General features: G+C 69.2%; 25 protein-coding genes. 13 read left to right on the top strand and 12 right to left on the bottom strand.

Annotated elements, in window-relative coordinates; translation table 11 throughout:
• Positions 1-11 precede the first annotated feature (11 nt).
• From AVMA1855_RS12170 to AVMA1855_RS12160, 3 genes are read right to left on the bottom strand one after another with little or no spacing between them, the layout of a single operon-like run.
• The gene (locus AVMA1855_RS12170; protein ID WP_284425898.1) at positions 12-1,154 is read right to left on the bottom strand and encodes a GGDEF domain-containing protein; all 1,143 of its coding nucleotides are present in this window, start codon (positions 1,152-1,154) and stop codon (positions 12-14) included.
• Between the two features lie 31 nt (positions 1,155-1,185).
• Positions 1,186-2,667 carry an AMP nucleosidase gene (locus AVMA1855_RS12165; RefSeq protein WP_284425897.1) on the bottom strand — a complete coding sequence of 494 codons (1,482 nt, stop codon included), beginning with the start codon at positions 2,665-2,667 and terminating at the stop codon, positions 1,186-1,188.
• A 47-nt stretch (positions 2,668-2,714) separates the two neighbouring features.
• Positions 2,715-4,787 carry a putative bifunctional diguanylate cyclase/phosphodiesterase gene (locus AVMA1855_RS12160; RefSeq protein WP_284425896.1) on the bottom strand — a complete coding sequence of 691 codons (2,073 nt, stop codon included), beginning with the start codon at positions 4,785-4,787 and terminating at the stop codon, positions 2,715-2,717.
• A 106-nt stretch (positions 4,788-4,893) separates the two neighbouring features.
• Here AVMA1855_RS12160 and dbpA point away from each other — a divergent pair, with 106 nt between their 5' ends.
• The 7 genes from dbpA (at position 4,894) to dtd (ending at position 11,564) form a co-directional block, all read left to right on the top strand.
• Positions 4,894-6,300 (top strand): ATP-dependent RNA helicase DbpA, encoded by a 1,407-nt coding sequence (dbpA, locus tag AVMA1855_RS12155; protein WP_284425895.1) that lies wholly within the window; start codon positions 4,894-4,896, stop codon positions 6,298-6,300.
• A gap of 119 nt (positions 6,301-6,419) precedes the next feature.
• Positions 6,420-7,166: a GntR family transcriptional regulator gene (locus AVMA1855_RS12150; RefSeq protein ID WP_284425894.1), complete on the top strand. Its 747-nt coding sequence runs from the start codon at positions 6,420-6,422 to the stop codon at positions 7,164-7,166.
• Positions 7,167-7,185: 19 nt separating this feature from the next.
• A complete protein-coding gene (locus AVMA1855_RS12145) occupies positions 7,186-8,190 on the top strand; it encodes a tripartite tricarboxylate transporter substrate binding protein (RefSeq protein WP_284425893.1) in 1,005 nt (334 codons plus the stop codon).
• Between the two features lie 4 nt (positions 8,191-8,194).
• Positions 8,195-9,049, top strand: a complete 855-nt coding sequence (locus AVMA1855_RS12140) for an amidohydrolase family protein (RefSeq protein ID WP_284425892.1) — start codon at positions 8,195-8,197, stop codon at positions 9,047-9,049.
• A 110-nt stretch (positions 9,050-9,159) separates the two neighbouring features.
• Positions 9,160-9,975, top strand: a complete 816-nt coding sequence (locus AVMA1855_RS12135) for an oxidoreductase (protein ID WP_284425891.1) — start codon at positions 9,160-9,162, stop codon at positions 9,973-9,975.
• 168 nt (positions 9,976-10,143) lie between these two features.
• The gene (locus tag AVMA1855_RS12130) at positions 10,144-11,103 is read left to right on the top strand and encodes a cation diffusion facilitator family transporter (RefSeq protein WP_284425890.1); all 960 of its coding nucleotides are present in this window, start codon (positions 10,144-10,146) and stop codon (positions 11,101-11,103) included.
• Positions 11,100-11,564 (top strand): D-aminoacyl-tRNA deacylase, encoded by a 465-nt coding sequence (gene dtd / locus AVMA1855_RS12125; protein WP_284425889.1) that lies wholly within the window; start codon positions 11,100-11,102, stop codon positions 11,562-11,564. The genes AVMA1855_RS12130 and dtd overlap by 4 nt, the downstream gene beginning before the upstream one ends.
• 97 nt (positions 11,565-11,661) lie before the next feature.
• Here the strand turns inward: dtd and ybeY are convergent, their stop codons facing one another.
• Together ybeY and AVMA1855_RS12115 are read right to left on the bottom strand one after the other, a co-directional pair.
• Entirely contained in the window at positions 11,662-12,120 is a 459-nt protein-coding gene (gene ybeY, locus AVMA1855_RS12120; RefSeq protein WP_284425888.1) for an rRNA maturation RNase YbeY, read from the bottom strand.
• A 44-nt stretch (positions 12,121-12,164) separates the two neighbouring features.
• Positions 12,165-13,124, bottom strand: a complete 960-nt coding sequence (locus tag AVMA1855_RS12115; RefSeq protein WP_284392929.1) for a PhoH family protein — start codon at positions 13,122-13,124, stop codon at positions 12,165-12,167.
• A 48-nt stretch (positions 13,125-13,172) separates the two neighbouring features.
• Between AVMA1855_RS12115 and ruvA the strand changes: the two genes are divergently transcribed.
• The 5 genes from ruvA to AVMA1855_RS12090 all read left to right on the top strand — a co-directional run bounded on the left by ruvA (position 13,173) and on the right by AVMA1855_RS12090 (position 19,477).
• Entirely contained in the window at positions 13,173-13,745 is a 573-nt protein-coding gene (gene ruvA, locus AVMA1855_RS12110) for a Holliday junction branch migration protein RuvA (protein WP_272567143.1), read from the top strand.
• Positions 13,746-13,888: 143 nt separating this feature from the next.
• Positions 13,889-15,457, top strand: a complete 1,569-nt coding sequence (locus tag AVMA1855_RS12105; protein ID WP_284392930.1) for a trypsin-like serine peptidase — start codon at positions 13,889-13,891, stop codon at positions 15,455-15,457.
• Positions 15,458-15,600: 143 nt separating this feature from the next.
• On the top strand, positions 15,601-17,526 hold the full coding sequence (locus tag AVMA1855_RS12100; RefSeq protein ID WP_284425887.1) for a trypsin-like peptidase domain-containing protein: 1,926 nt from the start codon (positions 15,601-15,603) through the stop codon (positions 17,524-17,526).
• Positions 17,527-17,536: 10 nt separating this feature from the next.
• Positions 17,537-18,610, top strand: a complete 1,074-nt coding sequence (gene ruvB, locus AVMA1855_RS12095) for a Holliday junction branch migration DNA helicase RuvB (protein WP_272567148.1) — start codon at positions 17,537-17,539, stop codon at positions 18,608-18,610.
• A gap of 234 nt (positions 18,611-18,844) precedes the next feature.
• On the top strand, positions 18,845-19,477 hold the full coding sequence (locus AVMA1855_RS12090) for a phage tail protein (RefSeq protein ID WP_284425886.1): 633 nt from the start codon (positions 18,845-18,847) through the stop codon (positions 19,475-19,477).
• A gap of 149 nt (positions 19,478-19,626) precedes the next feature.
• Here the strand turns inward: AVMA1855_RS12090 and AVMA1855_RS12085 are convergent, their stop codons facing one another.
• From AVMA1855_RS12085 to AVMA1855_RS12060, 6 genes are all read right to left on the bottom strand, one after another.
• Positions 19,627-20,796 (bottom strand): DSD1 family PLP-dependent enzyme, encoded by a 1,170-nt coding sequence (locus AVMA1855_RS12085; protein ID WP_284425885.1) that lies wholly within the window; start codon positions 20,794-20,796, stop codon positions 19,627-19,629.
• Positions 20,780-21,418, bottom strand: coding sequence for a histidine phosphatase family protein (locus AVMA1855_RS12080; protein ID WP_284425884.1), 639 nt, complete (start codon positions 21,416-21,418; stop codon positions 20,780-20,782). The genes AVMA1855_RS12085 and AVMA1855_RS12080 overlap by 17 nt, the downstream gene beginning before the upstream one ends.
• A gap of 17 nt (positions 21,419-21,435) precedes the next feature.
• On the bottom strand, positions 21,436-22,065 hold the full coding sequence (locus AVMA1855_RS12075; protein ID WP_284425883.1) for a DUF4136 domain-containing protein: 630 nt from the start codon (positions 22,063-22,065) through the stop codon (positions 21,436-21,438).
• 61 nt (positions 22,066-22,126) lie between these two features.
• A complete protein-coding gene (gene ttcA / locus AVMA1855_RS12070) occupies positions 22,127-23,113 on the bottom strand; it encodes a tRNA 2-thiocytidine(32) synthetase TtcA (protein ID WP_284425882.1) in 987 nt (328 codons plus the stop codon).
• A gap of 5 nt (positions 23,114-23,118) precedes the next feature.
• Positions 23,119-23,490 carry a dihydroneopterin aldolase gene (locus tag AVMA1855_RS12065; RefSeq protein ID WP_284392946.1) on the bottom strand — a complete coding sequence of 124 codons (372 nt, stop codon included), beginning with the start codon at positions 23,488-23,490 and terminating at the stop codon, positions 23,119-23,121.
• Positions 23,491-23,532: 42 nt separating this feature from the next.
• Positions 23,533-24,327 carry an SDR family oxidoreductase gene (locus AVMA1855_RS12060; RefSeq protein WP_284425881.1) on the bottom strand — a complete coding sequence of 265 codons (795 nt, stop codon included), beginning with the start codon at positions 24,325-24,327 and terminating at the stop codon, positions 23,533-23,535.
• Between the two features lie 8 nt (positions 24,328-24,335).
• Here AVMA1855_RS12060 and AVMA1855_RS12055 point away from each other — a divergent pair, with 8 nt between their 5' ends.
• Positions 24,336-25,454 (top strand): class I SAM-dependent methyltransferase, encoded by a 1,119-nt coding sequence (locus tag AVMA1855_RS12055; RefSeq protein WP_284425919.1) that lies wholly within the window; start codon positions 24,336-24,338, stop codon positions 25,452-25,454.
• A gap of 159 nt (positions 25,455-25,613) precedes the next feature.
• Here the strand turns inward: AVMA1855_RS12055 and AVMA1855_RS12050 are convergent, their stop codons facing one another.
• Complete coding sequence (locus tag AVMA1855_RS12050; protein WP_284425880.1) at positions 25,614-26,063, bottom strand: RICIN domain-containing protein; 450 nt, start codon at positions 26,061-26,063, stop codon at positions 25,614-25,616.
• Positions 26,064-26,258: the final 195 nt, after the last annotated feature.

The following is a 26,258-nucleotide window of genomic DNA, read 5'->3' as shown; positions in this document are numbered from 1 at the left end:
GTTCTTTTTTCCTAGCCCATGGCCAGCTGCCGCCGCCCCTGTTCCTTGGCGGCATACAGCGCCGCGTCCGCGCGGGCCATGAGCTCGGCCAGGTCCTCTTCGCCACCGTGCCACAGCGCCGCGCCGGCGCTGTAGTCGATGGGAAACCCCAGGGCCTGGGCGCTTTCGGCCTGCAGGCGTTCGCGCAGGCGCTGATCGAAGCGTTGCGCCTCTTCCTGCTGCGCATGCAGCAGGAGCACACCGAATTCCTCGCCGCCGAACCGGCACACGGTGTCGTGCGGCCCGGCCATGGACTGGGCGAGCCGGGCGAACCAGGCCAGGGCGCGGTCGCCGGCTTCGTGGCCGTAGGCGTCGTTGATGCGTTTGAAGTGGTCCAGGTCCAGCAGCAGGGCGGCCAGGGGCAGGCGCTGGCGCGCGGCGCGCGTTCGCAGGGCCTGTCCGTGGGCCTCGAAGCCGCGGCGGTTGAGCAGGCCGGTGAGCGGATCGGTCATGGCCAGGGTGCGCAGTTGCTGCTCGGCCTCGTCGCGCCACGCGACCAGCACCGCCACCGTGCCCAGCACGAGGGTGACGTTGGCGGCCACGGCCGCGGCGATGTTGACGGGGTGTGGCGTGCGGAAGCTGGGGTAGGCGTCGGTGAAGGCGCCCAGCACGCCGCGCGCGGCGGTGAACGCGGCCATCGTGGCCAGGCAGCCCATGAGCAGCAGGCGCCAGCGCCGGTCCACCGAGTGCGCTGGGTGGGCCGGGTAGAGCGTGGCGCGCGCCACGGCCAGCAGCAGCGTGGCCAGCAGCAGGTTGGCCCAGCCGACGCGAAACGCGTAGTGCGAAAAGCCCAGGGTGTAGCCCAGCGGGATCGCCACCACCAGCGCCTGCACCAGGCGCCGCCCGGGGCGGGGCCCCAGCCAGATCGCCAGGGCCTCGAAGAGGGCCCATTGGGCCAGGGAATTGGCGGCCATGGACACGGTGGACAGGGTCTGGTCCCACGCGTAGGAGGACGCGATGATGGCCGCCCAGGCCAGGCCCTGCAGCAGCAGGCTGGCCTGCACCCAGCGCGCGGCGGTGCCCGCGCCACGGCCCATGATCAGCGGCAGGGCCGCGGAGAGCATGCACAGGTTGGTGGCCGTGATGGCCATCAGGGTGACGAAATCCAGCCGCATCAATCCCTGGTGGCGGCGCCCACCCGGTGCGTCACTGGAAGGCCACCTCGGCGAAGCTGCGCAGCTTGCGGCTGTGCAGGCGGCTCACGCCCCCGGCCCGCAGGATGTCGATGGCGCGCATGCCGATGCGCAGATGCTGGTCCACGCGCTCGCGGTAGAAATGGTTGGCCATGCCGGGCAGCTTGATCTCGCCGTGCAGGGGCTTGTCGCTCACGCACAGCAAGGTGCCGTAGGGCACGCGGAAGCGAAAGCCGTTGGCGGCTATTGTTGCGCTCTCCATGTCCAGCGCGACGGCGCGGCTCTGGCTGAACCGGCGCTGTGGCATGTTGTCGGGCAGCAGCTCCCAGTTGCGGTTGTCGGTGCTGGCCACGGTGCCGGTGCGCATGATGCGTTTCAGGTCGGCGTCCTCGATCTGCGTGACGTCGGCGACGGCCTGCTGCAGCGCCATCTGGATCTCGGCCAGCGCGGGAATGGGCACCCACAGCGGAAGCTCTTCGTCGAGCACGTGGTCTTCGCGCACATAGGCGTGGGCCAGCACGTAGTCGCCCAGCTGCTGGCTGTTGCGCAGGCCCGCGCAGTGGCCCAGCATCATCCAGGCGTGCGGGCGCAGCACGGCGATGTGGTCGGTGATGGTCTTGGCGTTGGACGGGCCCACGCCGATGTTGACCATGGTGATGCCGCTCTTGTCCGCCCGCATGAGGTGGTAGGCCGGCATCTGCGGCAGCCGCGGCGGGGCCACGCCCAGCTCGTCGCCCGGCTGGGCCGGCAGGCCGGTGCGGCGGGTGACGACGTTGCCCGGTTCGATGAAGGCCACGTACTCGCTGTCTGGCTTGGCCATCTCGGCATGGCCCAGGCGCACGAATTCGTCGATGTAGAACTGGTAGTTGGTGAACAGCACGAAGTTCTGGAACCACTCGGGCGCGGTGCCGGTGTAGTGGCGCAGCCGGTGCAGCGAGTAGTCCACCCGCGGCGCGGTGAAGAGCGACAGGGGCTGGGCCTCGCCGGGGCGGGGCGCCCAGGTGCCGTTGGCGATGCCGTCGTCCATGGCCTCCAGGTCGGGCAGGTCGAACACGTCGCGCATGAGCATGCGGCGCTGGGCGGTCAGCGTGCCCTCGATGTGGTCGTGCTCCGCGAACGAGAAGTGGATGGGGATGGGCTGGCTGCTGATGCCCACCTCCAGCTCGATGTTGTGGCTGTTGCGCAGCAGGCGGAACTGCTCGGCGTAGTAGTTGGCGAACAGGTCGGGCCGGGTGAGGGTGGTTTCATACCGCCCCGGGCCTTCCACGAAGCCGTAGGCCAGCTGGGTGGCGGCGCGGGCCACGGTGGTGGTCTGCACCCGCACGAAGGGGTAGAAGGCCCGCACGTGGCTGGCCGGGGTCTCCCCGGAGAAGAAGCGCTGCATGGCATCGCGCAGGTGCCCGATCTGCTGCTGGTAGATGCGCTGCACCTGCGACAGCGCCTCGGCGGGATCGGTATGAAGGGTGGGCTCGGTGAAGTCGGGGATCTGGGCCATGGTCCCTATTGTCCACGGGCGCGCGGGTCTGCCCCATGACGGGCCCGCTATCTTTTTTTCAGCAGCCACTCGCGCGTCTGGCGCGGGTCCATGGGCGGCGAGATCAGGTAGCCCTGCGCCAGATGGCAGCCCAGGGCGCGCAGCAGGTCGCGCTGGGCATCGGTTTCCACCCCCTCGGCCACGGTCTGGATCTGCAGGCTGCGGCCCATCTGGACGATGGCGGTGACGATGGCCACGTCGTCTTCGTTGGCGGGCGTGTCCGAGACGAAGGAGCGGTCGATCTTGAGCTTGTCGATCGGGTAGCGCTTGAGGTAGGCGAGCGACGAGTAGCCGGTGCCGAAGTCGTCGATGGACACGCGCACGCCCAGCGCCTTGAGCGCGTCCAGCGTGTGGCGCACCTGGTCGGCATCGTGCATGAGCACGGATTCGGTGAGCTCGATCTCCAGAAAGCGCGGTGCCAGGCCCGTCTGGCGCAGCACGCCCGCGATCTCGCCGGCCACGTCGCGCTGGCGGAATTCGAGCGCCGAGAGATTGACCGCCACCGGCACCTGCGGCAGGCCCTCGTCGTGCCAGGCCCGCATCTGCCGGCAGGCCTCGACCAGCACCCAGCGGCCGATGGGCGTGATGAGCCCGCGGGCCTCGGCGAAGGCGATGAAGTCGATGGGCCCCACCAGGTCGCGCTCGGGGTGGCGCCAGCGCACCAGCGCCTCGAAGCCCACGAGCGCACCGTCGTCCAGGCGCACCTGCGGCTGGTAGTGCAGCACGAACGCGCCGTGCAGGATGGCGTCGCGCAGCAGGCGTTCGTGCTGCAGCACGCCGGTGGAGGGCGTCTCCATGCCCGGGGCGTAGGCCTGGCGGTTGGCGCGGCCGCTGTCCTTGGCCTGCTGCATGGCGGCGTCGGCCCGGCGCACCAGTTCGGCGGCGGTGTCGCCGTCGTCGGGGTACATGCTCACCCCGATGGAGACCGACACCGACAGCGGCGTGCCGTCGGCATGGAACACGGCGCACACGTCGGCCAGCAGCTGGTCGGCCACCGCCAGGGCGGAGGGCCGGTCCTGCGCGTCGCGCAGCACCACGACGAACTCGTCGCCACCCACGCGCGCCACGATGTCCACCGAGCGCACGCCCTGCACGAGCCGGCGGGCCACCTCGCACAGCAGCATGTCGCCGGCCTCGTGGCCCAGCGAGTCGTTCACCGTCTTGAAATGGTCCATGTCGATGAACAGCACGGCGGCGGCCTGCGGCGTGCGCTGTGCGGCCTCGATCACGGTGGTGAGCCGCTCCATGAGCGTGGTGCGGTTGGGCAATTGCGTGAGCGCATCGTGCCGCGCCAGGAAGGCCTCGCGCTCCTGGGCCTGGCGGCGCGCGGTGATGTCGCGAAGCACCGCGATGCGGTAGTCCGAGCCCTTCCAGGGCATGGTCTTGCCGACGATCTCCACGGGAACGGCATGGCCGTCCTGGTGCAGCACCGTGACTTCGTAGGGCTCTTCGCGGCCCTCGCGCACATAGGCCTCGGTGACGGGGCGGAACTCCTCGCTCACGAAATCGAGCATGCGCCGGCCGCGCCCCTCGGCCAGGGAGTAGCCCATCAGCCGCGTGAGCGCTTCGTTGAAGTCGGTGACCAGGCCTTCGCGGTGGAACACGATGGCCTCTTCGGTGGCCTGCGAGAACTTGCGCATGCGCTCTTCGCTCTCACGCACCGCGCGTTCGGCCTCCCAGTGGTGGGTGATGTCGTTGATGAGCACGAAGGCGCCCATCAGTCCCAGCTTGGGGTGCAGGTGGGGAATGAGGTTGACCTCGATCATGCGCGGCGGCCCGCTACGCACCCGCTGCTTGCGCGTGTATTGCACGCGCTCGCCCCGCAGCACCTGCTGGATCTGGGGCTGGATCGAAGCCCAGGCGCTGTCGCCGATGGCTTCCTGCACCGTCTTGCCCAGGATCGCCTCCACCGTGTGGCCGGTGGATTCGGCGTAGCCCTGATTGGCAAAAACACAACGCAGGGTGGACGATTCGAAGTAGGCCAGCAGCGCCGGAACGGAGTCGGCCAGCAGCCGCAGCAGGGAACTGCTGCAGTGGGGGTCCTGGGAAGGACCGTCCGCTCGGCTTGATGTGTCTGGCATGTCCCACCCTTGTATCTCGAAGTTTTATAGCCGATCGGGGCGCCGCTGGCGAGGGGTGCAAGCCCTTGCCCGCCTCGCGCCGGCCGGGCCCCGGGATAATCCGGGGATGACTTCTTCCGTTTCCGGCGCTGGCGCCGAGTTCTCCTCCCTGGCGCTGCACCCCGCGATCCTGTCCAACCTGCAGCAGCTGGGCTACACCCGCATGACCCCGATCCAGGCCGCGAGCCTGCCCGTGGCCCTGCTGGGCCGCGACCTGATCGCCCAGGCCAGCACCGGCAGCGGCAAGACGGCGGCCTTCGCCCTGGCGCTGCTGGCCAACCTCAATGCGCGCCGCTTCGCGGTGCAGGCCCTGGTGCTGTGCCCCACGCGCGAGCTGGCCGACCAGGTGGCCACCGAGGTGCGGCGCCTGGCCCGCGCGCAGGAGAACATCAAGGTGGTCACCCTGTGCGGCGGCGTGCCGCTGCGCGGGCAGATCGCCAGCCTGGAGCACGGCGCGCACATCGTGGTGGGCACGCCCGGGCGGGTGATGGACCACCTGGAGCGCGCCACGCTCGATCTGCAGGCGCTCAACACCCTGGTGCTCGACGAGGCCGACCGCATGCTGGACATGGGCTTCTTCGACGACATCGCAAAGGTCGCGCGCCAGTGCCCGGCCGAGCGCCAGACGCTGCTGTTTTCCGCCACCTACCCCGAGGGCATCGAGCGCCTGGCGCGCCAGTTCATGAAGGAGCCGCAGCGCATCACGGTGCAGGCCCAGCATGGTTCGGCCAAGATCGCGCAGCGCTGGTACGAGGTGAAGGAGAGCGAGCGCCTGCACGCCGTGTCGCAGCTGCTGAACCACTTCCGGCCCGAATCGGCCATCGCCTTTTGCAACACCAAGCAGCAGTGCCGCGACCTGGTGGGCGTGCTGCAGGCGCAGGGCTTTCACGCGCTGGCCCTCTATGGCGAGCTGGAGCAGCGCGAGCGCGACCAGGTGCTGGTGCAGTTCGCCAACCGCAGCTGCTCGGTGCTGGTGGCCACCGACGTGGCCGCGCGCGGCCTGGACATCGCCCAGTTGCAGGCGGTGATCAACGTGGACGTGACCCCCGATCCCGAGATCCATGTGCACCGCATCGGCCGCACCGGCCGCGCGGACGCCGAAGGCCTCGCCTTGAGCCTGGCCAGCCTGCCCGAAATGGGCAGCGTGGGCAAGATCGAGCAGCTGCAGGGCCGCGAGTCGGAATGGCACCCGCTGTCCGAGCTGACCGCCGCTCCCGGCGGGCCATTGCTGCCGCCCATGGCCACCATCCAGATCATCGGCGGGCGCAAGGAAAAGATCCGCGCCGGCGACGTGCTGGGCGCGCTCACCGGCGAGATGGGCTTTGCGCGCGAGCAGGTGGGCAAGATCAACGTGAACGATTTTTCCACCTACGTGGCCGTGGAGCGGGGCATCGCCCAGGACGTGGTGCGGCGCCTGGCGGCCGGCCGGGTCAAGGGCAAGCTCGTGAAGGCGCGGCTGGTGGATGGCACCTGACGGCCTTTGAGGGCCCCTGAGGGGCCCTGGCGGTGGCGGGGCCGGCGCCCCCGGGTTTGTCCCGATCGCGCCGCCTGTGCCCTGTTTTAGACTGCAAGTCATCTAGAGGAGTAGATCAATTGCCGTCGCCCGCATCCCCTCCCGCCGTGGCGGAGCACCCCGGTCTCGCCCGCTATGCTGCGCTGGCGGCCGCGCTGCGGCACCGCGTCGTCCGGGGCGAATGGCTGCCCGGCACGGCCCTGCCGGCCGAGCAGGCGCTGGCCGCCGAGCATGGCGTGGCGCTGGGCACGCTGCGGCGCGCGCTGGAGCTGCTGGTGGAGCAGGGCCTGATCGAGCGCATCCACGGCAAGGGCACCTTCGTGCGCAGCGGCATTGCCGGCGCGTCGATGCTGCGGTTCTTTCGCTTCGGCGAGGGCGCGGCGGGGCAGGAGCCCGCTTCGCGCATCCTGTCGCGCCAGACCATGGCGGCCCCGGCCGAGGCGGCCCGCGCGCTGGGCCTGGCACCGGGCGAGCCGGTGCTGCGCCTGCACCGCCTGCGGCTGATCGACGGCGAGCCCTGCCTGCTGGAGCACATCTGGCTGCCGCTGGACCGCTTCGCTGCGCTGGCGGAGGACGACACCGCCGCCTGGCCGCCGCTGCTCTATCCCTTCTATGCCAGCCGCTGCGGCGTGCACGTGCAGCGGGCGGTGGACGACATCGGCTTCGGCGTGCTGTCCGCGCCCCAGGCGCGCAGCCTGGGGCTCGCGGCGGGGCACCCCTGCGCCGTGGTCACCCGCCGTGCCATGGACCTGGCCGGCCGCTGCGTCGAATGGCGCGTCACGCGCGGCGATGCCCACGCCTTTCACTACACCGTCACCCTGACCTGAACCGAACCTGGAGACCCGCATGCCTTCCATCGCATCCCCCGCCACCGGCGGCGCCCGCCGCCGCTGGATCCTCGGTGCCGCCGGCGCCGCCCTGGCCGCGCCCTGGGTGGCCGGCCGCGCGCAAGGCATCGGCGGCAAGCCCGTGACGCTGGTGGTCTCCTACCCTGCCGGCGGCGGCGCGGACCTGATGGCGCGCATCATCGCGCCGCGGCTGGGCGAAGCGCTGGGCCAGAACGTGGTGGTGGACAACAAGCCCGGCGCCAGCGGCCAGATCGCCGGCGCCTACGTGGCGCGTGCCACGCCGGACGGCAGCACGCTGCTGCTGGACGCCTCGTCGTTCGCGGTCAACCCCGCGCTCTATCCCAAGATGGCCTACGACACCGACAAGGCCTTCACGCCGCTGGCCGTGCTGGCCACCTTTCCCAACGTGCTGGTGTGCTCCGCGGGGTTCCAGGCGCGCGGCGTGCAGGACGTGATCGCGCTGGCCCGCGCCAGGCCGGGCGAAGTGGCCTATGCATCGTCCGGCAACGGCTCGGCGCAGCACCTGGCGGGAGCGCTGTTCGAGGAGCGCGCCGGGGTGCGGCTGTCGCACATTCCCTACCGGGGCGGCGGCCCCGCGATGAACGATGTCATGGCGGGGCAGGTGCCGCTCTTTTTCGCCAACGTGGCCTCGGCGCTGGGCCACATCCGTTCCGGCAAGCTGCGCGCGCTGGCCGTGACGGCCGCGCTGCGGGCCCGTTCGCTGCCGGAGGTGCCCACCATGACCGAAGCGGGCGTGCGCAAGTACGAGGTGCTGGAATGGAACCCGGTGCTCGCCCCCGCCGGCTTGCCCGCCGCCGCGCGCACGCGCCTGGTCGATGGCATCCGCAAGGCGCTGGGCGATGCCGAGGTGCTGGCGCGCATCCGCGCGCTGGGCGGCGACGTGTTCGCCGATGCATCGCAGGCCTCGGCCGGGGCCTTCATCCGGGCCCAGCAGGGCCAGTGGGCCCAGGTGGTGCGCGACCGCAACATCTCGGTCGGCTGAACCGATGCCGACCGCCGCCGGCCGCGATGCCCACCCCGATGCCAATGCGGACGCCAGTGCCGATGCCGATGCCGGAGCCGGTGCCTGCTGGGACGCGCACGTCCACGTGTTCGACGCCGATGCGCCGACGCAGCCCGGCCACTACCGCCCCGCGCACCACCCGCTGGAGCGCATCGAGGGGGTGGCTGCCGCGCACGGGGTGCGGCATCTGGTGCTGGTGCAGCCCAGCGTGTACGGCACCGACAACGCGGTGATGCTGCGCGCGCTGGCCGCGCGGCCCGGCCGGCACCGCGGCGTGGCCGTGGTGGACGCGGCGGTGCCCGATGCGCTTCTGGACCGCATGCACGCGCTGGGCGTGCGGGGCGTGCGCTTCAACCGCGTCTCGCCGGTGGGCAACGGGCCCGAGGCGTTCCGCGCCCTGGCGCCGCGCCTGCGCGAGCGCAGTTGGCACGTGCAGTGGTATGCCGGCCCGGAGCATCTGGCGGAGATTGCGGCGCTGCACGCCGGTACCGGCGTGGCCTGTGTGCTCGACCACCTGGCGGGCCTGCATGCCGAGTTGCCGGCGGACGACGCAGCATGGAGCGCCCTCGCGGCGCTGGCCGCGCAGGGCGCGTGGATCAAGCTGTCCGGCTGGTACCGGCTGCGTGCTCAGGCGCCCTACGGCGCGCTGCAGGAGACGGTCCGGCGCGTGGCGGACCTGGCGCCCGGGCGGCTGGTGTGGGGCTCGGACTGGCCGCATACGTCGTTCGCCGCCGACGCCATGCCGGCCTACGATTCGGTGTGGCAGCCGGTGGTGGAGGCGCTGGGCCCGGTCCGGGCCGGCACCGTCCGGCAGAACGCCTCGCGGCTATACGCCTGACGGAGGACGTCCCGATGTGCTTCAGAAAATATCTTTTCAGTAGTGACTTAATACTGTTTCGATAGTAATATCCCTTCGTCGGCCATCCGGCCCATGACGAAAGGAAAACAATGCGCAAGACGAACAGGGGTATCGCCGTCGTAACGGGGGCGTCGTCGGGCATCGGGCTCGTGACCGCCCGGTCCCTGGTGCAGGCGGGCTACCAAGTCTTCGGAACCAGCCGCAAGGCACCCGCCGATCCGCCCGCCGGTGTCACGATGCTGGCCTGCGATGTGACCGACGAAGCGTCGGTCCAGCGCCTCGTGGACGAGGTGGCCAGGCGGGCGGGGCGAATCGATCTGGTCGTCAACAACGCCGGCGTGGGCCTGCTGGGCGGGGCCGAGGAATCCTCGATCGGGCAGGCGCAGCGCCTGTTCGACGTCAACGTCTTCGGCGTCGCCCGCGTCGTCAACGCGGTGCTGCCGCTCATGCGGGCCCAAAAGAGCGGCCGCATCATCAACATGAGCTCGATCCTGGGGCTGATTCCGGCGCCCTTCAACGCCTTCTACGCATCGACCAAGCACGCGATCGAGGGCTACTCGGAATCCCTCGACCACGAAGTGCGCCGGTTCGGCATCCGCGTGGTTCTGGTGGAGCCCGGCGTGACGCGCACGGCGTTCGAGGAAAACCTGTCGCGCGCCGACCGCCCCCTCGCGGACTATGCCGACGATCGCGCCCGCAGCGAAGCGCTCATGCGCCAATGGGTGGAGGCGGGCGATGCGCCGCAGATCGTCGCCGACGCCGTCGTGAAGGCCGCCACGGCCATCCGGCCCAAGCTGCGCTATTCGGCCGGCAAGCAGTCCACCCAGGTCCGCTCGCTGCGCCGCTATCTGCCCGAAGGGCTGGTCGACAAGACGCTGCGCAAGTTCAACGGCTTGCCGGCCTGAGCCGGGCGGGCGCGAGCGCTCTCTCGCGCATCCCCTTCCGGGTGCCGGCCAGGCCGCAGTGGATGGGGGCCTCGCGGGCTTGGCGGGCTCGCCGTGGCAGGCCGCCGGCGGGTCGGGATGGCGCCGTTCGGGGCAGAATGGCGGCCCCGGCGCTTTCCTTGCCAGCCCATGCCCTCCCGCCCCCTGCCTTCCGATCCGAGCGCCCCGGGCCGCACCGGTCCTGCCGCGCCCGCGCCCCGCACGCTGCTGTGGGGCTCGGTGGCCGTGGCGCTGGTCACCATCGTGCTCAAGACGCTGGCTTGGCACCTCACCGGCTCGGTGGGGCTGCTGTCCGATGCGCTGGAGTCGTTCGTCAACCTGGCGGGCGCGGTGTTCGCGCTGGCGATGGTGACCGTGGCACAGCGCCCGGCGGACGACGACCACCCCTACGGGCACCACAAGGCCGAGTATTTTTCTTCCGGGTTCGAGGGCATTCTGATCGTGGGGGCCTCCGCCGCCATCTTCTGGGCGGCGGCGCACCGGCTGTCCTCGCCGCAGCCGCTGGAGCAGGTCGGCTGGGGCCTGGCGCTGTCGGTGGTCAGCTCGGCGCTCAACGGCGGCCTGGCGTGGCTGATGTTCCGCTCCGCACGCGTGCACCGGTCGGTGGCGCTGGAGGGCGATGCGCGCCACCTCGTCACCGATGTCTGGACCTCGGCGGGCGTGGTCGTCGGCATCGGCGCGGCCAGCGCGACCGGCTGGCTCTGGCTGGACCCGGTGGTGGCCATGGCCGTGGCGCTGAACATCCTGCGGGAAGGGGCGCACATGGTGTGGCGTGCCTCGCAGGGCCTGATGGACGCGGCCGTGGAGCCCGAGGCGCAGGCCGCCATCGACGCGGCGCTGCACGATTTCTCGCAGGGCGCGCCGCAGGTGCGCTTCGACCACCTCATCACGCGGCAGGCCGGGCAGCGCCGCTTCGCCGGCCTGCACATGCACGTGCCCGCCGAGTGGAGCCTGGGCCGCGCCGCCCAGTTGCGCGGCGCCGTGGAGACCGCCCTGATGCGCGCCGTGCCCGGGCTGCGCGTGACCATCGAGCTGCTGCCCGTCGGGGTGGAGGCATTTCTGGAAGAACCGAAGGATTCCCCACCATGATGAGCGTGCTGCAGCGCGTGCGCGAAGCGCGCGTGGAAGTCGATGGCGAGGTGGTGGGCCGCATCGGCCCCGGCCTGCTGGTGCTGCTGTGCGCCGAGCGCGGCGACACCGATGCCGAGGCCGACCGGCTGCTGGCCAAGCTGCTCAAGCTGCGCGTGTTCACCGACGATGCGGGCAAGATGAATCGCAGCGTGCAGGACGTGGGCGGCGGCCTGCTCGTCGTGAGCCAGTTCACGCTGGCCGCCGACACCTCCGGCGGCAACCGCCCGAGCTTCACCCAGGCGGCGGCGCCGGACGAGGGACGGCGGCTGTACGACCTGTTCGTGGCCCGGGCACGGGCGCTGCACCCGGTGGTGGAAACCGGGCGCTTCGCGGCCGACATGCAGGTGCACCTGGTCAACGACGGGCCGGTCACCATTCCGCTGCGCATGGCGCCAGCGGATAGTTTGCTATTGAAATAATAGCTAAACAGGCAATCAATACCCCGGCATGGGGCTGTTCGGAGGCCCCATCCGGCCTTTCAGCGGCGGGTAAGGCGCGGCCCGCGTCGTGTTCGGCTCAGCCCGCGTACGGGTCGTCGAAGCCCAGATCCTGCAGGATGGCCGTCTCGTAGGCCTCCATCTCGTCGGCGTCCTCGGCGCTGGTCTCGTGGTCCCAGCCCTGGGCGTGCAGCGTGCCGTGCACCAGCAGGTGGGCGTAGTGCGCGCGCAGGTCGCGGTTCTGCTCGCGCGCCTCGCGCGCCACCACGGGCGCGCACAGCACGAGGTCGGCCATCACCAGGGGCTCCTGCGCGTAGTCGAAGGTGAGCACGTTGGTGGCGTAGTCCTTGCGGCGGTACTCGCGGTTGAGGGCCTGGCCTTCTTCCGCATCGACGATGCGCACGGTGATCTCGGCGTCGCTGGACAGCGCGTGGCGGATGAAGCGCGCCGCGGCATGGCGGGGCAGGGCGGCGCGGTGTTCCTGCACCCCGGGAAAGCGCGCGAACTGCAGCGACAGGGTCAGATGGTTCAGGGTCATTTGGGCCTCTGGCGCATGTTTCACTAGGGCGTTTTGCTATTAATTCAGGAGTGTCCTGCGCGGCTGCCCGCCGCGCGCTGGGCATCGTAGGCGTCCACGATGCGGGCGATGAGCGGGTGGCGCACCACGTCGGCGGTGGTGAACCGGGTGATCGCGATGCCCTTGACGCGCTTGAGCACCCGTTCGGCGTCGATCAGGCCGCTCATCGCGCCCTTGGGCAGGTCGATCTGGCTCACGTCGCCCGTCACCACGGCGCGGGCGCCGAAGCCGATGCGGGTGAGGAACATCTTCATCTGCTCGGGCGTGGTGTTCTGGGCCTCGTCCAGGATGATGAAGGCGTTGTTCAGCGTGCGCCCGCGCATGAAGGCCAGCGGCGCGATCTCCAGCGCGTTGCGCTCGAAGGCCTTCTGCACCTTCTCGTAGCCCATCAGGTCGTAGAGCGCGTCGTACAGCGGGCGCAGGTACGGGTCCACCTTCTGCGTGAGGTCGCCGGGCAGGAAGCCCAGGCGCTCCCCGGCCTCGACCGCCGGCCGCGTCAGCACGATGCGCTGCACCGCGTTGCGCTCCAGGGCGTCCACCGCGCAGGCGACGGCCAGGTAGGTCTTGCCGGTGCCGGCGGGGCCGATGCCGAAGGTGATGTCGTGGCTGGCGATGTTGTCCAGGTAGTTGCTCTGCGTGGGGGTGCGCGCGCGCAGGTCGGCGCGGCGGGTGTTGAGCGTCACCGCGCCGTCACCGGGCGCCTCCAGCATGGAGCTGTCGCCGGCCAGCATGAGCTGCAGGTGCTCCTCGGCGATGGGCCGCTCGGCCATTTCGTACAGCGCCTGGAGCAGCTCCATCGCCTGGGTGGCCTTGGCCTTCGGCCCATCCACCTTGAACTGCTCGTGCCGGTGCGCGATGCTGACCGACAGCGCCGTCTCGATGGTGCGCAGGTTCGCATCGGCCGGGCCGCACAGGTGCGACAGCCGGTTGTTGTTGTGGGGGGTGAAGGTGTGTCGCAGGATCACGCGGATAATTCCGGTTGGATGGCCGCAACGGTGCGGCGAAGGACATCAATGATAGGCAAACTCACCGGCACGCTGCTGGAAAAGAACCCGCCAGAAGTGCTGCTGGACTGCCACGGCGTCGGCTACGAGGTGCAGGTGCCCATGAGCACCTTCTACAACCTGCCGCCCGTGGGGGAGCGCGTGGCCCTGCTCACCCAGTTCATTGTGCGCGAGGACGCGCAACTGCTCTACGGCTTTGCCACGGCGCCGGAGCGCCAGGCGTTCCGCGAACTCATCAAGATCTCCGGGGTAGGCCCGCGCACCGCGCTGTCTATCCTGAGCGGCATGGGCGTGTCCGACCTGGCGCAGGCCGTTTCCCTGCAGGAGGCGGGGCGCCTGGTGAAGGTGCCCGGCATCGGCAAGAAGACCGCCGAGCGCCTGCTGCTGGAGCTCAAGGGCAAGCTGGGGGCCGACATCGGCGCCCATGCGCACGCCACGAGCGACGCGCAGGCCGACATCCTGCAGGCCCTGCTGGCGCTGGGCTACAACGACAAGGAAGCGGCCGCCGCACTGAAAGCGCTGCCACAGGACGTGGGCGTGAGCGACGGAATCAAGCTGGCGCTCAAGGCGCTGGCCAAATAAATCAAAACAACGAGTCAGCAGGGAAGTGAAGCGAAACGGGGGGCACTGTGGACGCGCCGGCAGGCGGCGCGGCGCGGGTCCCGGTGGGTCAATCAACAGGGAGTCGACGGAAGATGGCACGAGGTAAATCAAAAGGGAAATGGATGGCGCGCACTGCTGCGCTGGCCGTGGTGGTTTCGCTGGTGGCCGGGTGCGGCGGCGGAAGTGAAACCGTTCTGGCGGGCGGCGCGACGCAGTCCGAGGTGCTTCAGGTCGGATCGGCGGTGCAGCCGGCCGACACCGATGCAGGGGTTTCCAGCACCAAGCAGCGGGCAGCCGGCCCGCAGGTGGAGGCGGCCCGCGTGGCCCTGCCCGCCTTCGTGCGCCCAAAGTCGTCGCAACTCCGGCGCGACGGCGCCCGCTGGGTGGGCGAGGCCCGCACCGTCGAAGCCACGGCCACGGCGGACAACCTGCAGCGGCTGCTGCAATGGGTCCCATTGGCCAACGGCGGCATGAAATCGGCCGTGAGCTTTACCTCCGAAGATGCGCAGGGCCTGCGCCTGGGGGTGCGGGTGAGGCAGATTCCCGACGAGGCCGTGGTGCGGGTCTATCGCCAGGACCGGCCTGCTGCCGTGTACGAAACCACCGGCCAGGCCATTCGCCAGACCATCGAGCGCAATATCGCGGCGGGAGACGCATCGGACAACGCACGCACGTGGTGGACCCCGAACTCCGGCGCGAACGAGGCCACGCTGGAGATCGAGCTGCCCGCTGGCGTGCCGGCCTCCGCGCTGGAGGTGGCCGTGCCGGCGCTGGCGCATCTTTTCGAAAACCTGTCCCTGCCGCAGGAAGGCGCCCAGACAACCAAGGCAGTCGGCGATGCCATCGCCTGCAACCTGGATGCCAGCTGCTTCGACGAATACGCTGCCCAGCGCGACGCCGTGGCGCGGATGCTGTTCGTGGACAAGGGCAAGGCCTATGTGTGCACCGGCACCCTGATCAACGACCGCGACGCCACGCGCACGCCGTATTTTCTGAGCGCCAACCATTGCATTGCCTCGCAGACCGTGGCGTCCACCTTGCAGACGGACTGGTTCTTCCACTCCGCGGCCTGCAACAGCGCCACGCTGTCGTCCCGCTCCACCGCGCGCACGGGTGGCGCTACGCTGCTGTATGCCAGCGCCGATACCGACACCGCCCTGCTGCGGCTGAACGAGGCCCCACCTGCAGGCGCCGTGTTCGCCGCCTGGGACGCCAGCCCGCAAGCCGAATCGACGGCGGTCGTGGGCATCCACCATCCGAGGGGTGACCTGCAGAAGGTCAGCATCGGCAGCGTCATGGGCACGCTGGCGTGCACCAACGACACCGACGGCTCCATGCTGTGCGACTCTTCGACGGATGCCTCGGCGGGCTACTACGACGTCGGATTCGACCGCGGAACGGTGGAAGACGGCAGCAGCGGATCGGCCATCTTCCACGATGGCCGTGTGATCGGCACGCTGTACGGATTCGCCTCCAGTGCCCAGTGCTCGGTGAACGACGTGCGGGTGTATGGCCGCTTCGACCTGGCCTACCAGAAGGCCCTCAAGCAGTGGCTGTCGCCTTCGGTGAGCGTGCCGGTGGCCTGGCGGCATCCCGCCCATCGGTTCGGCCTGCCGCACGGGCACACGCAGGCCGGTGTGTCCGGCAACGGCGCGGCCCCGTTCGGGAATGGCTGGCTGGCCTCGCGCTAGCCGGCCGAGGCCCATCACCGGCGCGATGATGCAATGAGGTAAAGCGCGAAAAAATCACCTGCTGGCAGCCATGTGGCTGTGGCACATTTTGCAATCCGGGGGCGGCATGGGACCGCCCAGATTTCGATGACAGGAGTTGTTCCATGCAACAGGCACTGAGGCGAGTTCGATCTTTGGCGGTTTTGGCCGTGGCCGCCGTGCTGGCCGCCTGCGGCGGCGGCAGTGGCACCGAGGCGGTGCAGTCCGCGGCCGCCCCCCAGGCGAGGGCGGTGGTGTACAGCGTGGAGTCGCGCGAGCAGCCGGCGTCCGCCGTGCAGGACGTGGCACGGGTCAAGGACCGTGTGGTGCGCACGGCCATCACGCCCGCACGCATCGACCTCGGGCCGCTGGACCAGTCCAAGGAAGCGGTGGCCAGCGACTTCGGTCCGCGCCAGGTCGGCAGCCCCCGCAGCATCGCCCAGACGGCCACGGCCAGCGCCACCTTGCAGCAGCTGCAGTGGACACCCACCGCCAGCGGCGGCCAGGTCGCTGCCCTGAGCTTCTCGGCCGAAGGCGCGCACGGCCTGCGCCTGGGCGTGCTGGTGCGCCAGCTGCCCGGCAGCGCCGTGCTGCGTGTGTACAGCCAGGCCCGGCCCTCGGCGGTGTTCGAGATCGCCGGCCAGGAAGTGCTGCAGATCATCGAGCGCAACCAGACGTCGGGCGATACCTCCGACGCCGGCCGCACTTGGTGGACGCCCGACACGGGCGGCGACGAGGCCACGCTGGAGATCGAGTTGCCATCCGGCACGCCCGCGAGCGCGATCGACCTGTCGGTGCCGCGCCTGTCGCACATCTACGACAACCTGTCGCTGCCCACGGCCGAAGAGCTGGAGCAGCAGACCAAGATCAACGAATCCGACGCCTGCAACCTCGATTCGACCTGCTACGACGATTACGCCGCCCAGCGCAACGCCGTGGCACGGATGCTGTTCGTGCGCCCCGACGGCAAGACCTACGTGTGCTCGGGCACGCTGCTGAACGACCGCGACGGCACCGGCACGCCCTACTTCATCTCGGCCAACCACTGCATCTCCACGCAGACCGTGGCTTCCACCCTGCGCACCGACTGGTTCTACCGCTCCCCCAGCTGCAACAGCCGCACGCTGTCGTCCGCCACCACGGCCCGCACCGGCGGCGCCACGCTGCTGTACGCGACGGACAGCAGCGACACGTCGTTCCTGCGCCTGAATGAGGCCCCGCCCGCCGGCGCCGTGTTCGCCGCATGGAACGCCAATCCCCAGGGGCTGGGCGGCGCCATCGCGGGCATCCACCATCCCCGCGGCGACCTGCAGAAGATCAGCTTCGGCAACCTGGCATCCCTCACCGCATGCACGTCCATCAGCGACACCAACTTCACCTGCAGCGGCACCAGCGGCAACTTCTACCGGGTGACGTGGAGCCAGGGCACGACCGAGGGCGGCAGCAGCGGCTCGGGCATCTTCTCCGGCGGCGCGCTGATCGGCACGCTCTACGGCGGCAGCGCCGTGTGCACCAACAAGGCCTCGTCGGACTACTACGGCCGCTTCGACGTGGCGTACAACGCGTCCATCAAGAACTGGCTGTCGCCGGCCACCAGCGCCAGCGGCCGCACCGCCGTGTACCGCTTCTTCAACAGCAGCACGGGCGCGCACTTCTTCACGGCGAGCGCGGGCGAGCGCGACTTCGTGATCAACACTTACCCGGCCTTCGCCTACGAAGGCGTGGCCTTCTACGCCTACGGCGGCGCCACTGCCGGCCAGAGCGCCGTGTACCGATTCTTCAACAAGAGCAATGGCGCGCACTTCTACACCATCGATGCGGGCGAACGCGACTTCGTGCGCGCCACCTACCCGTCGTTCGAGTACGAGGGCCCGATCTGGTATGCCCAGACCGGCGCCGGCAACGGCTCGACTGCGATGTACCGTTTCTTCAACAAGGGCAACGGCACGCACTTCTACACCATCAGCCAGGGAGAGCGCGACTTCGTGCAGGCCACCTATCCGGTGTACCAGTACGAAGGCCCCGTGTACTACGCCTGGACTTCCAATTGATCCGCAACGCATGAGCATCCAGACCGACGACTTCGCCCCCGCACCCGCCAAACGCGTGATCTCCGCCGCGCCGGCCTCCCCGCAGGAGGAAGCGCTGGAGCGGGCGCTGCGCCCCAAGCTGCTGCAGGAGTACGTCGGTCAGGCCAAGGCGCGCGAGCAGCTGGAGATCTTCATCGGCGCGGCGCGCAAGCGCGGCGAGGCGCTGGACCACGTGCTGCTGTTCGGGCCCCCGGGCCTGGGCAAGACCACGCTCAGCCACATCATTGCCGCCGAGCTGGGCGTGAACCTGCGCCAGACCTCCGGGCCCGTGCTGGAAAAGCCCAAGGACCTGGCCGCGCTGCTGACCAACCTGGAGCGCAACGACGTCCTGTTCATCGACGAGATCCACCGGCTCTCGCCCGTGGTGGAGGAAATCCTCTACCCCGCGCTGGAGGACTACCAGATCGACATCATGATCGGCGAGGGGCCCGCGGCGCGCAGCATCAAGCTGGACCTGCAGCCCTTCACCCTGGTGGGGGCGACCACCCGCGCCGGCATGCTCACCAACCCGCTGCGCGACCGCTTCGGCATCGTCGCGCGGCTGGAGTTCTACACCCCCGAGGAGCTCTCGCGCATCGTCATGCGCAGCGCCGGGCTGCTCAACACGCCGATCCAGCCGGACGGGGGCTTCGAGATCGCGCGCCGATCGCGCGGCACGCCGCGCATCGCCAACCGCCTGCTGCGCCGGGTGCGCGACTACGCCGACGTGAAGGGCACGGGCCAGATCACGCTCGATATCGCCCAGCGCGCGCTCACCATGCTCGACGTGGACCCCCAGGGCTTCGACGTGATGGACCGCAAGCTGCTCGAGGCCGTGATCCACCGTTTCGACGGCGGTCCAGTGGGGCTGGACAACATCGCCGCGAGCATCGGCGAGGAGTCCGGCACCATCGAGGACGTGATCGAGCCCTACCTGATCCAGCAGGGCTACCTGCAGCGCACGCCGCGCGGGCGCGTGGCCACCCTGGCGGCCTATCGCCACCTGGGCGTGGCGCCGTCCCGCAACCCTGCCGACCTGTTCGGCGGGCCGCCTTCGGCGGCTTGACCGATCGCTTCCGGACCCCTTGTCCGAACGCTCCTGCGGCTTCATCGCAGCAGCCAGATACGCGCCGGGGACCGGCGCGCGTTGCATTCTCGACGCCCCGTGAATTCTCGCTTGTCGCCCTGCGATTTCTGGTGTTTACTCCCTCTATCCGCCTTCGCTGCGAGATCGTCAAAAAGCATCGCTGCCAGGTGCGGATATTTGATCGACAAACTTTTTTGGGAGAGGGAAACTCACATGGATCCGATTCTGGGCCAGATCATTCTTTGGGCCGTGCCATGGGTTCCGCAGGGCTGGGCCCTGTGCGACGGCACACTGCTGTCAATCAATCAGAACCAGGCGCTCTACTCGCTGCTGGGCACCCGTTATGGCGGCGATGGCGTCAACACCTTCGGCTTGCCCGATCTGCGCAACCGGGTTCCGCTCGGTTCCCAGAATATGGTGACCATCGGTGGTACGAGCGGTGCCGCTACCGCGTCCACCAACGCCATTGGCGCTGCGATCCTGTCGCTCGCCAACCTGCCGGCCCACACCCATGGCGTGACGGTGGCCGCGGGCGGAACGGCCGCAGTGTCCATTCCCGCCGACGACACCACGGGCGACAACAACATTCCAAGCAATACGTTGGTGATGGGCAAGGGCGCTGCTGGCACCACGCCCGCCAAGGTGTACAGCTCCAAGTCCGCCACCACGACGCTCAAGCCCTTCGATGCACCCTTGACCCTGCCTGCCATCACCACGCAAGCGGCTGGCAGCGCCACGCCTACGCCCGTGCAGATGAACGTGCCCGTCACGGTCAGCACGCTGCAGCCCGGCATCACGCTGAACTTCATCATTGCCGTGAACGGCATCTATCCGTCGCGTCCCTGACCGCGGATGGGCAGGCAGCGGCCTGCCTGCCGCCATGGCCACCCGGGCGCGGCTAGCGCTTCGGTGGCGATGGCCGACGAGGCCGGGGCAACCCGGCCTTTTTCTTTCTTTTTGCGGACCGTCGCACAGGCGTCCGCCGGTGCTTCAGGTCAGGTCAACGCGCCCCGGGCATCCACCCGGATGATCCGCTCCACCACGCCGTGCGCCAGCCCGCCGCGCACGCCGATCAAGAAGTCGTACAGGTTTACCGTCGGGTCGCAATGGCCGGGAATGAGCCACAGCATGCGGCCTAGCGAGGGCAGCCGGGCCTTGTTGCCGTCGGCGTAGAGAATGCCGTGCTCGTCGCCCCCGTTGGCATAGCGCAGCGCCCGCTCGGGCGGCAGCATCGCCACGATCGGCAGGCCGGAGTCGATGGCATGGCTCTTGTGGCCGGCATCGCACACCGCGTGCGTTTCCTGGCTGGAGATGACCTGGGTCTTGACGAACAGTGCATGCTCGAAGGCCGGCTGGGCTGGCTCGCGTTCGTTGCCGGCGTAGTCCGCGTCCATGAACAGGAACGAGCCCGCCTGCAGTTCGCCGTAGACGCCGCTGGCGGCCTCGTGCACCAGCGTGCCGGTGCCCGCGCCGGTCACCAGCGGCACAGCAAGGCCGGCGGCGGTGATGAGGTCGCGCGTGTTGCGCGCGGCCTCCACCACGGCGGCGATGGCCTCCCGGCGGGCCTGGGCGCCGCGCAGGTGCTGCGCGCGGCCATGGTAGGCATGCAGGCCCGCGAAACGCAGCCGGGCATGGCGCGCCACGGCCAGCGCCAGGGCCACGGCCGGTTCGCCGGGCGGCACGCCGCAGCGCCGCTGGCCCACGTCGATTTCCACGAACACATCGATGCCCGCATCGCTGGCGGTGACGGCCATGGCCTCGGCCAGGCGTTCGATGCCTTCCTCGCTGTCCACCGCCAGGGCCAGGCGCCCGCCGCGCAGCCCGAGCTGGTGCGCCAGGCGTGCCACGCGCAGCAGCTTGGCGGCGGCGATGACCTGGTTGCTGATGTACAGGTCGTTCACGCCGGCGGCGGCCAGCGCCTCGGCCTCGCTTACCTTCTGCACGCAGGCGCCCGTGGCACCGGCCTGCTGCAACAGCAGGGCGAGCTCGGCGCTCTTGTGCATCTTGGCATGGGGCCGCCAGCGCACCTGGTGCTTGCGCGCGAAGTCGGCCATGCGCTGGATGTTGCGCTCCATGGCGTCGAGATCGACGACGAGTGCGGGGGTGTCGATCAGGTCAACGCGCAGGCCGATGCTGGCGCGCAGGGATTCAGGAATGGGCTTCATCGCGCGTGGCGTCGTCCAGGTGCTGTGTGTCGGCCCAGCCGACCAGGGTGAGGCCGTCGCCGGTCCAGAGCAGGCGGTTGATGGCCGCGTTGGTGAGTTGCCAGGTGCGTGGGGCCTGCAGTTCCTGGCCGGTGGCGGCGCGGTACAGCACGTCCATCACGCCGCCGTGGGCGACCAGCACCACGAGTTCGCCAGGGTGGCGCTGCGCCAGCTGGTGGGTGGTGCCAAGGATGCGCTCTCGGAACACGATCAGCGACTCGCCCCCGTCGGGCACGAAGTGCGGATCGCGCTGGCGCCAGCGGCGGGCCTCCTCGGGCATTTCGGTCTCGATCTCGGCGAAGGTGCGGCCCTGCAGCTGGCCGAAGCTGCGCTCGCGCAGGCCAGGCTCGGCGACCAGCGGTGCGCCCGTGGTGTCGGCCACCGCCTGCGCGGTGGCATGGGCGCGCTGCAGGTCGCTGGCATAGATGGCGGCCACGGGCTCGCCGGCCAGGGCCTCGCCCACGCGGCGTGCCTGCCACAGGCCGGTGTGGTTGAGCGGAATGTCCAGATGGCCCTGGATGCGCGTGTCCACGTTCCAGGCGGTTTCTCCGTGCCGGATGGCGATGATGCGGGTGGCGTGCATGGTGGCGAGTTCGTCGATCAGGGGGCAGGCGGCGCCAGCGTGGTGCGCACCTGTCGCGGGCCCGCGGGGGGCTGCGGGAAACCGGTCAGGGCGGCGTCGAACAGGATGCCGAAGATGGCCGGGTCGCTGGTCCAGACGTCCTCGTGCACGGCGGAGGTCTCGTACACGATCTGCTGCGTGGCGGCGTCGCGCAGCACCAGGCTGGCCTCGCGGCGGTAGAGCGTGGGGGGGCGGTCCATCATCCAGCTGCCGCCCATGCCCCAGCCCCAGCGGCCGCCATGGCCCCCGTAGCCGAGGCCCAGGCCCCAGCGGGGGTAGAACGGGTCGCCGTAGTAGGGCCAGTAGGCCGGCGTGGCATAGCTCGCCTGTGCGCCGATCTGCAGCACGAGCCGGGCGTTGGCGTCGTCGCGTTGCAGCCCCACGCGTGCCAGCGACTGCTGGGCCATGGCTTCGATGGGGGCGAACGATGCGGCCTGGGCCTGCTGCGAGGGCAGGCGCTCCAGGCGATAGGTGGGCGGCGAGGGCAGGGCGGCCAGCGTCGAGTAGCTGTGCACCGCGCTGTCCACGGTGCGGGTGACGGCGCAGCCGCCGAGCATCAGGGCGGCCGTGGCCAGGGTGATGGAGAAAGCGCAGCGCAGGGTCTTCATGGGTGTCTCCGGAAAGGGTCCGTCATGGTGCGGTCAGCGCTGGCGATGATCGATGGGGCGTTCAGGACAGCTGGACCACCTGCACGCCCGGCAATCCGGGGGCGGCAGGGAAATCCTCGCGATCGAACGCCTTGTCTCCGTCTTCGCTGGCGATGCCCGTTGCCTTCAGACCTTTGAAGTCGTGCAGTGTTCCATCGAGCAGGTGCGACGGCACGACGTTCTGCAGCGCGTTGAACATGTTTTCCACGCGGCCGGGGAATTTCCGGTCCCATTCGCGCAGCATCTCGCCCACCTGCTTGCGCTGCAGGTTCTCCTGGCTGCCGCACAGGTTGCAGGGAATGATGGGAAAGTTGCGGTGCGCGGCCCAGCGCGCGGTGTCCTTCTCGGCCACGTAGGCCAGCGGGCGGATCACAACGTGTTTGCCGTCGTCGCTCACGAGTTTCGGGGGCATGGACTTGAGCTTGCCGCCGAAGAACATGTTGAGCAGCAGCGTCTGCAAAATGTCATCGCGGTGGTGGCCCAGGGCGATCTTGGTGCAGCCCAGTTCGTCGGCCACGCGGTACAGGATGCCGCGGCGCAGCCGGCTGCACAGGCTGCAGGTGGTCTTGCCTTCGGGAATGAGGCGCTTGACGATGCTGTAGGTGTCTTCGTTCTCGATGTGGAACGGCACGCCCTGCGAGGCCAGGTACTCGGGCAGCACGTGCTCGGGAAACCCCGGCTGCTTCTGGTCGAGGTTCACCGCCACGAGGTCGAAGTGGATGGGTGCGCGCGCCTTGAGCTTGAGCAGGATGTCCAGCAGGGCGTAGCTGTCCTTGCCGCCGGACATGCACACCATGACCTTGTCGCCCTCCTCGATCATCTGGTAGTCCACGATGGCCTTGCCCACCTCGCGGCACAGGCGCTTTTCCAGCTTGTGGGTCTCGCGCTCGATCTTCAGGCGGGCCGGCGCCGCAGCGGCCTCGGCGCTTGCCGCTGCATCGGGCGTGCCGAGGGGCTCGGGGGCGTTGGCGGTCCAGCCGGGCGTGGGGTCGTTGAGGATGGCATTCATGGGGTTCACCACTGTCCTGTCTCGCTGCGGATGGCCACTTCGCAGTCGTCAAAAATTTCCAATTTGGCGATCTTCACGCGCACGCCCAGCACGCCGGGCAGCAGCATGAGCCGGGCGCTGAGCTTGCCGATCAGCGTCTCCAGCAGGTTCACGTGCTCGGCCGTGCACTCGTCGATGATGATCTGGCGCACCTTGCGGTAGTCCAGCACGTGCAGGATGTCGTCGTCGCTCGGGTGCAGGGGTTGCGTGCCCAGGTGCAGCTCGGCATCGACCTGGATGGGCTGCGGCGTGGTCATCTCGTGCGCGAGGATGCCCAGGTTGGCGTCGAAGCGCAAACCGGTGAGCGTGAGGATCTGGGTGCCTGCGGCGTTGTACATGGGGTATGGGAAGGAAAGGGGGAGGGCGGAGCCGGCCTGCGCTCACATCATCGAAAAGTCGCGCTCGAAACGCATCAGGTGCTGGCCGCCATCCACCAGCAGCGTAGTGCCGGTGATGGAGCGGTTTTCCAGCGCGAACTTCACGGTGGCGGCCACGTCGGCGGGCGTGGAAGACCGGCCCAGCGGGCTCAACGCGTGCAGCTGGCGGAATTTCTCGTCTTCCAGCAGGTGGCTGGTGAGGGTGAGGCCCGGCGCCACCCCCACCACCCGCACCCGGGGCGCGAGGGCCAGCGACAGCATGGTGCCGGCCGCTTCCAGCGCTGCCTTGGAGAGGGTGTAGCTCAGGAAGTCGGGGTTCTGGTTCCAGAGCTTCTGGTCGAGCAGGTTGACCACGGCGCCGTGGATTTCGCCCTGGTCGCCCTCATCGCCTGCGGCCCGCTGTTCCAGATGCGCATGCAGGCCCTGGGCCAGCAGCACGGGCGCCGCGGTGTTGCTGCGCAGGTGCTGCTCCAGCGTGGAAAAGCCGAAGCTCGCGGCATCGTCGTGCTCGAAAAGCGAGGCACTGTTGACCACCGCATCCACCGCGCCGAAATGCTGCACCACGCGGGGCAGCAGGCCGCGCACGGCGGCCTCGTCCTGGAAATCGGCATCGAAATGGGCGCTGGCGCAAGAAAATCGCCGGCATGCTGCTACGGTTTCAATAGCATCCTGCTCGGAATGCCGATAGTGGACGGCCACCTGCCAGCCGCCGGCGGCCAGCGCGAGCGCGATGTCGCGGCCCAGGCGCTTGGCGGCGCCGGTCACCAGCACGGTGCGAGGACGGGAGGGGGAGGGCATCGGGGACAATCGGGACCGTGACGACGACAGAACCCCCAAGTTTAACGACCGCCCTGGCGGCCCACATTGGCCAGGCCATTGCGCAGGCCGGCGGCTGGATCGGTTTCGACCGCTTCATGGCCCTGGCCCTGTACACGCCCGGCCTGGGCTACTACGCCAACGACTCCACCAAGTTCGGCCTGCTGCCCGGGTCGGGCAGCGACTTCGTGACCGCGCCCGAGCTGAGCCCCCTGTTCGGCCAGACCCTGGCCGTGCAGGTGGGAGAGGCCCTCGCACGGACCGGAACGCACGAGCTGTGGGAGTTCGGCGCGGGCTCCGGCGCCCTGGCGCTGCAGCTGCTCGATGCCCTGGGCGAGGGGGTGCAGCGCTACACCATCGTCGATCTGTCCGGCAGCCTGCGCGCGCGCCAGCAGGTGCTGCTGTCCCCGCATGCGCACAAGGTGCGGTGGGTGGATGCGCTGCCCGATCGCTTCGCGGGCGTGGTGGTGGGCAACGAGGTGCTGGACGCCATGCCTGTGAAGCTGCTGGCCCGCCACGGCGGGCAGGCGGGCGGCGTGTGGCATGAACGCGGCGTGGTGCTGCAGGGCGATGCCTTCGCCTGGGCCGACCGGCCCACCGATCTGCGCCCGCCCGTCGAGGTGGAAGGCCCGCACGACTACCTGACCGAGATCCACCCGCAGGGCGAGGGCTTCATCCGCACCCTGGCCGACCGGCTGGAGCGCGGCGCAGCCTTCCTGCTGGACTACGGGTTCGGCGAGGCGGAGTACTACCACCCCCAGCGCCACATGGGCACGGTGATGTGCCACCAGGGGCACCTGGCCGACAGCGATCCGCTGGTGGCGGTGGGCCGCAAGGACATCACCGCGCACGTCAACTTCACGGCCATGGCGCTGGCCGCGCAGGACGCGGGCCTGCAGGTGCTGGGCTACACCACGCAGGCGCACTTTCTCATCAACTGCGGGTTGGCCCAGCGCATGGTGGAGTTGCCCCTGCTCGAACGCGCGACGGCCGCCAAGCTGGTCATGGAGCACGAGATGGGCGAGCTGTTCAAGGTGCTGGCCCTGGGCACGGGCGAACCGTGGGAGCCCATCGGCTTTTCGCAAGGGGACCGGTCCCACCGGCTTTGAAGTGCTGCCCTTCAATGCATCACGCCGTCCCGACCCTGATGGGGCGGACGGCGTGATGCGGCTCAGCTTACTGCCTGCGCACAGGCAGGCGGCCTTCGCCGGGAAACCGATAATCCGATGCCATGGCGGGAAAATAGGGACCCCGCCAAGGCATGGATATCAGGCTTCTGCCAATTCCAGCATCTTGGACAAGGCAGGAACCGGCAGGGAACTCCATTTTTGATTCTGACCGCCGTTATAGGGCCAGATCAAGATCGGGTTGCCGGGGGTGGGGTTGTTGTTGGCATTGTCCAGAACCATCTGGGGGTATTGGACGTTGGAAATGGTGGGTGCGCGGCCCACCCAGTTCCATTGCTGGCTGGTCCGTCCGAGAACCAGGTTGGCCACGATGACCTGGCCCTGCTGGCCGTCATAGCCCTGAACGTCGAGGCAGAGGCTGGGGTTCGCCACCAGCGTGATGAAGCCGCTGTTGGGGTCCATGTTCCATTGAGAGGTCGTCCCACCGACCCCGGACAGCACATTCAGGGTGACCAGCGAACCTGCCGAGGGGCTGGTGACGCCGATGCAAAGGTTGGTATTTTGCAGGCTCTGGATTACGTATGCAGTCATTGCTAAACCTCCGTGTATTGTGGATTTGTCGTGCCATATGTTTTTGGCCGACACGCCATTCTGGTGGGAGGAATATTGAATGCAATAGGGAATATCAGGACGGGTGGTGGTAATTTGTGATGAATTGTTGGTGATTTCTGAAAATAACTGAATTCTTCTGAATCATTTCAAATCACCTATCAATATTTATATTGG

The organism is Acidovorax sp. SUPP1855, from assembly GCF_030158955.1.
GTDB lineage: Bacteria > Pseudomonadota > Gammaproteobacteria > Burkholderiales > Burkholderiaceae_C > Paracidovorax.
Note: the sequence above shows the minus strand (reverse complement) of the source record. Positions and strands in the feature narration are given on the sequence as shown.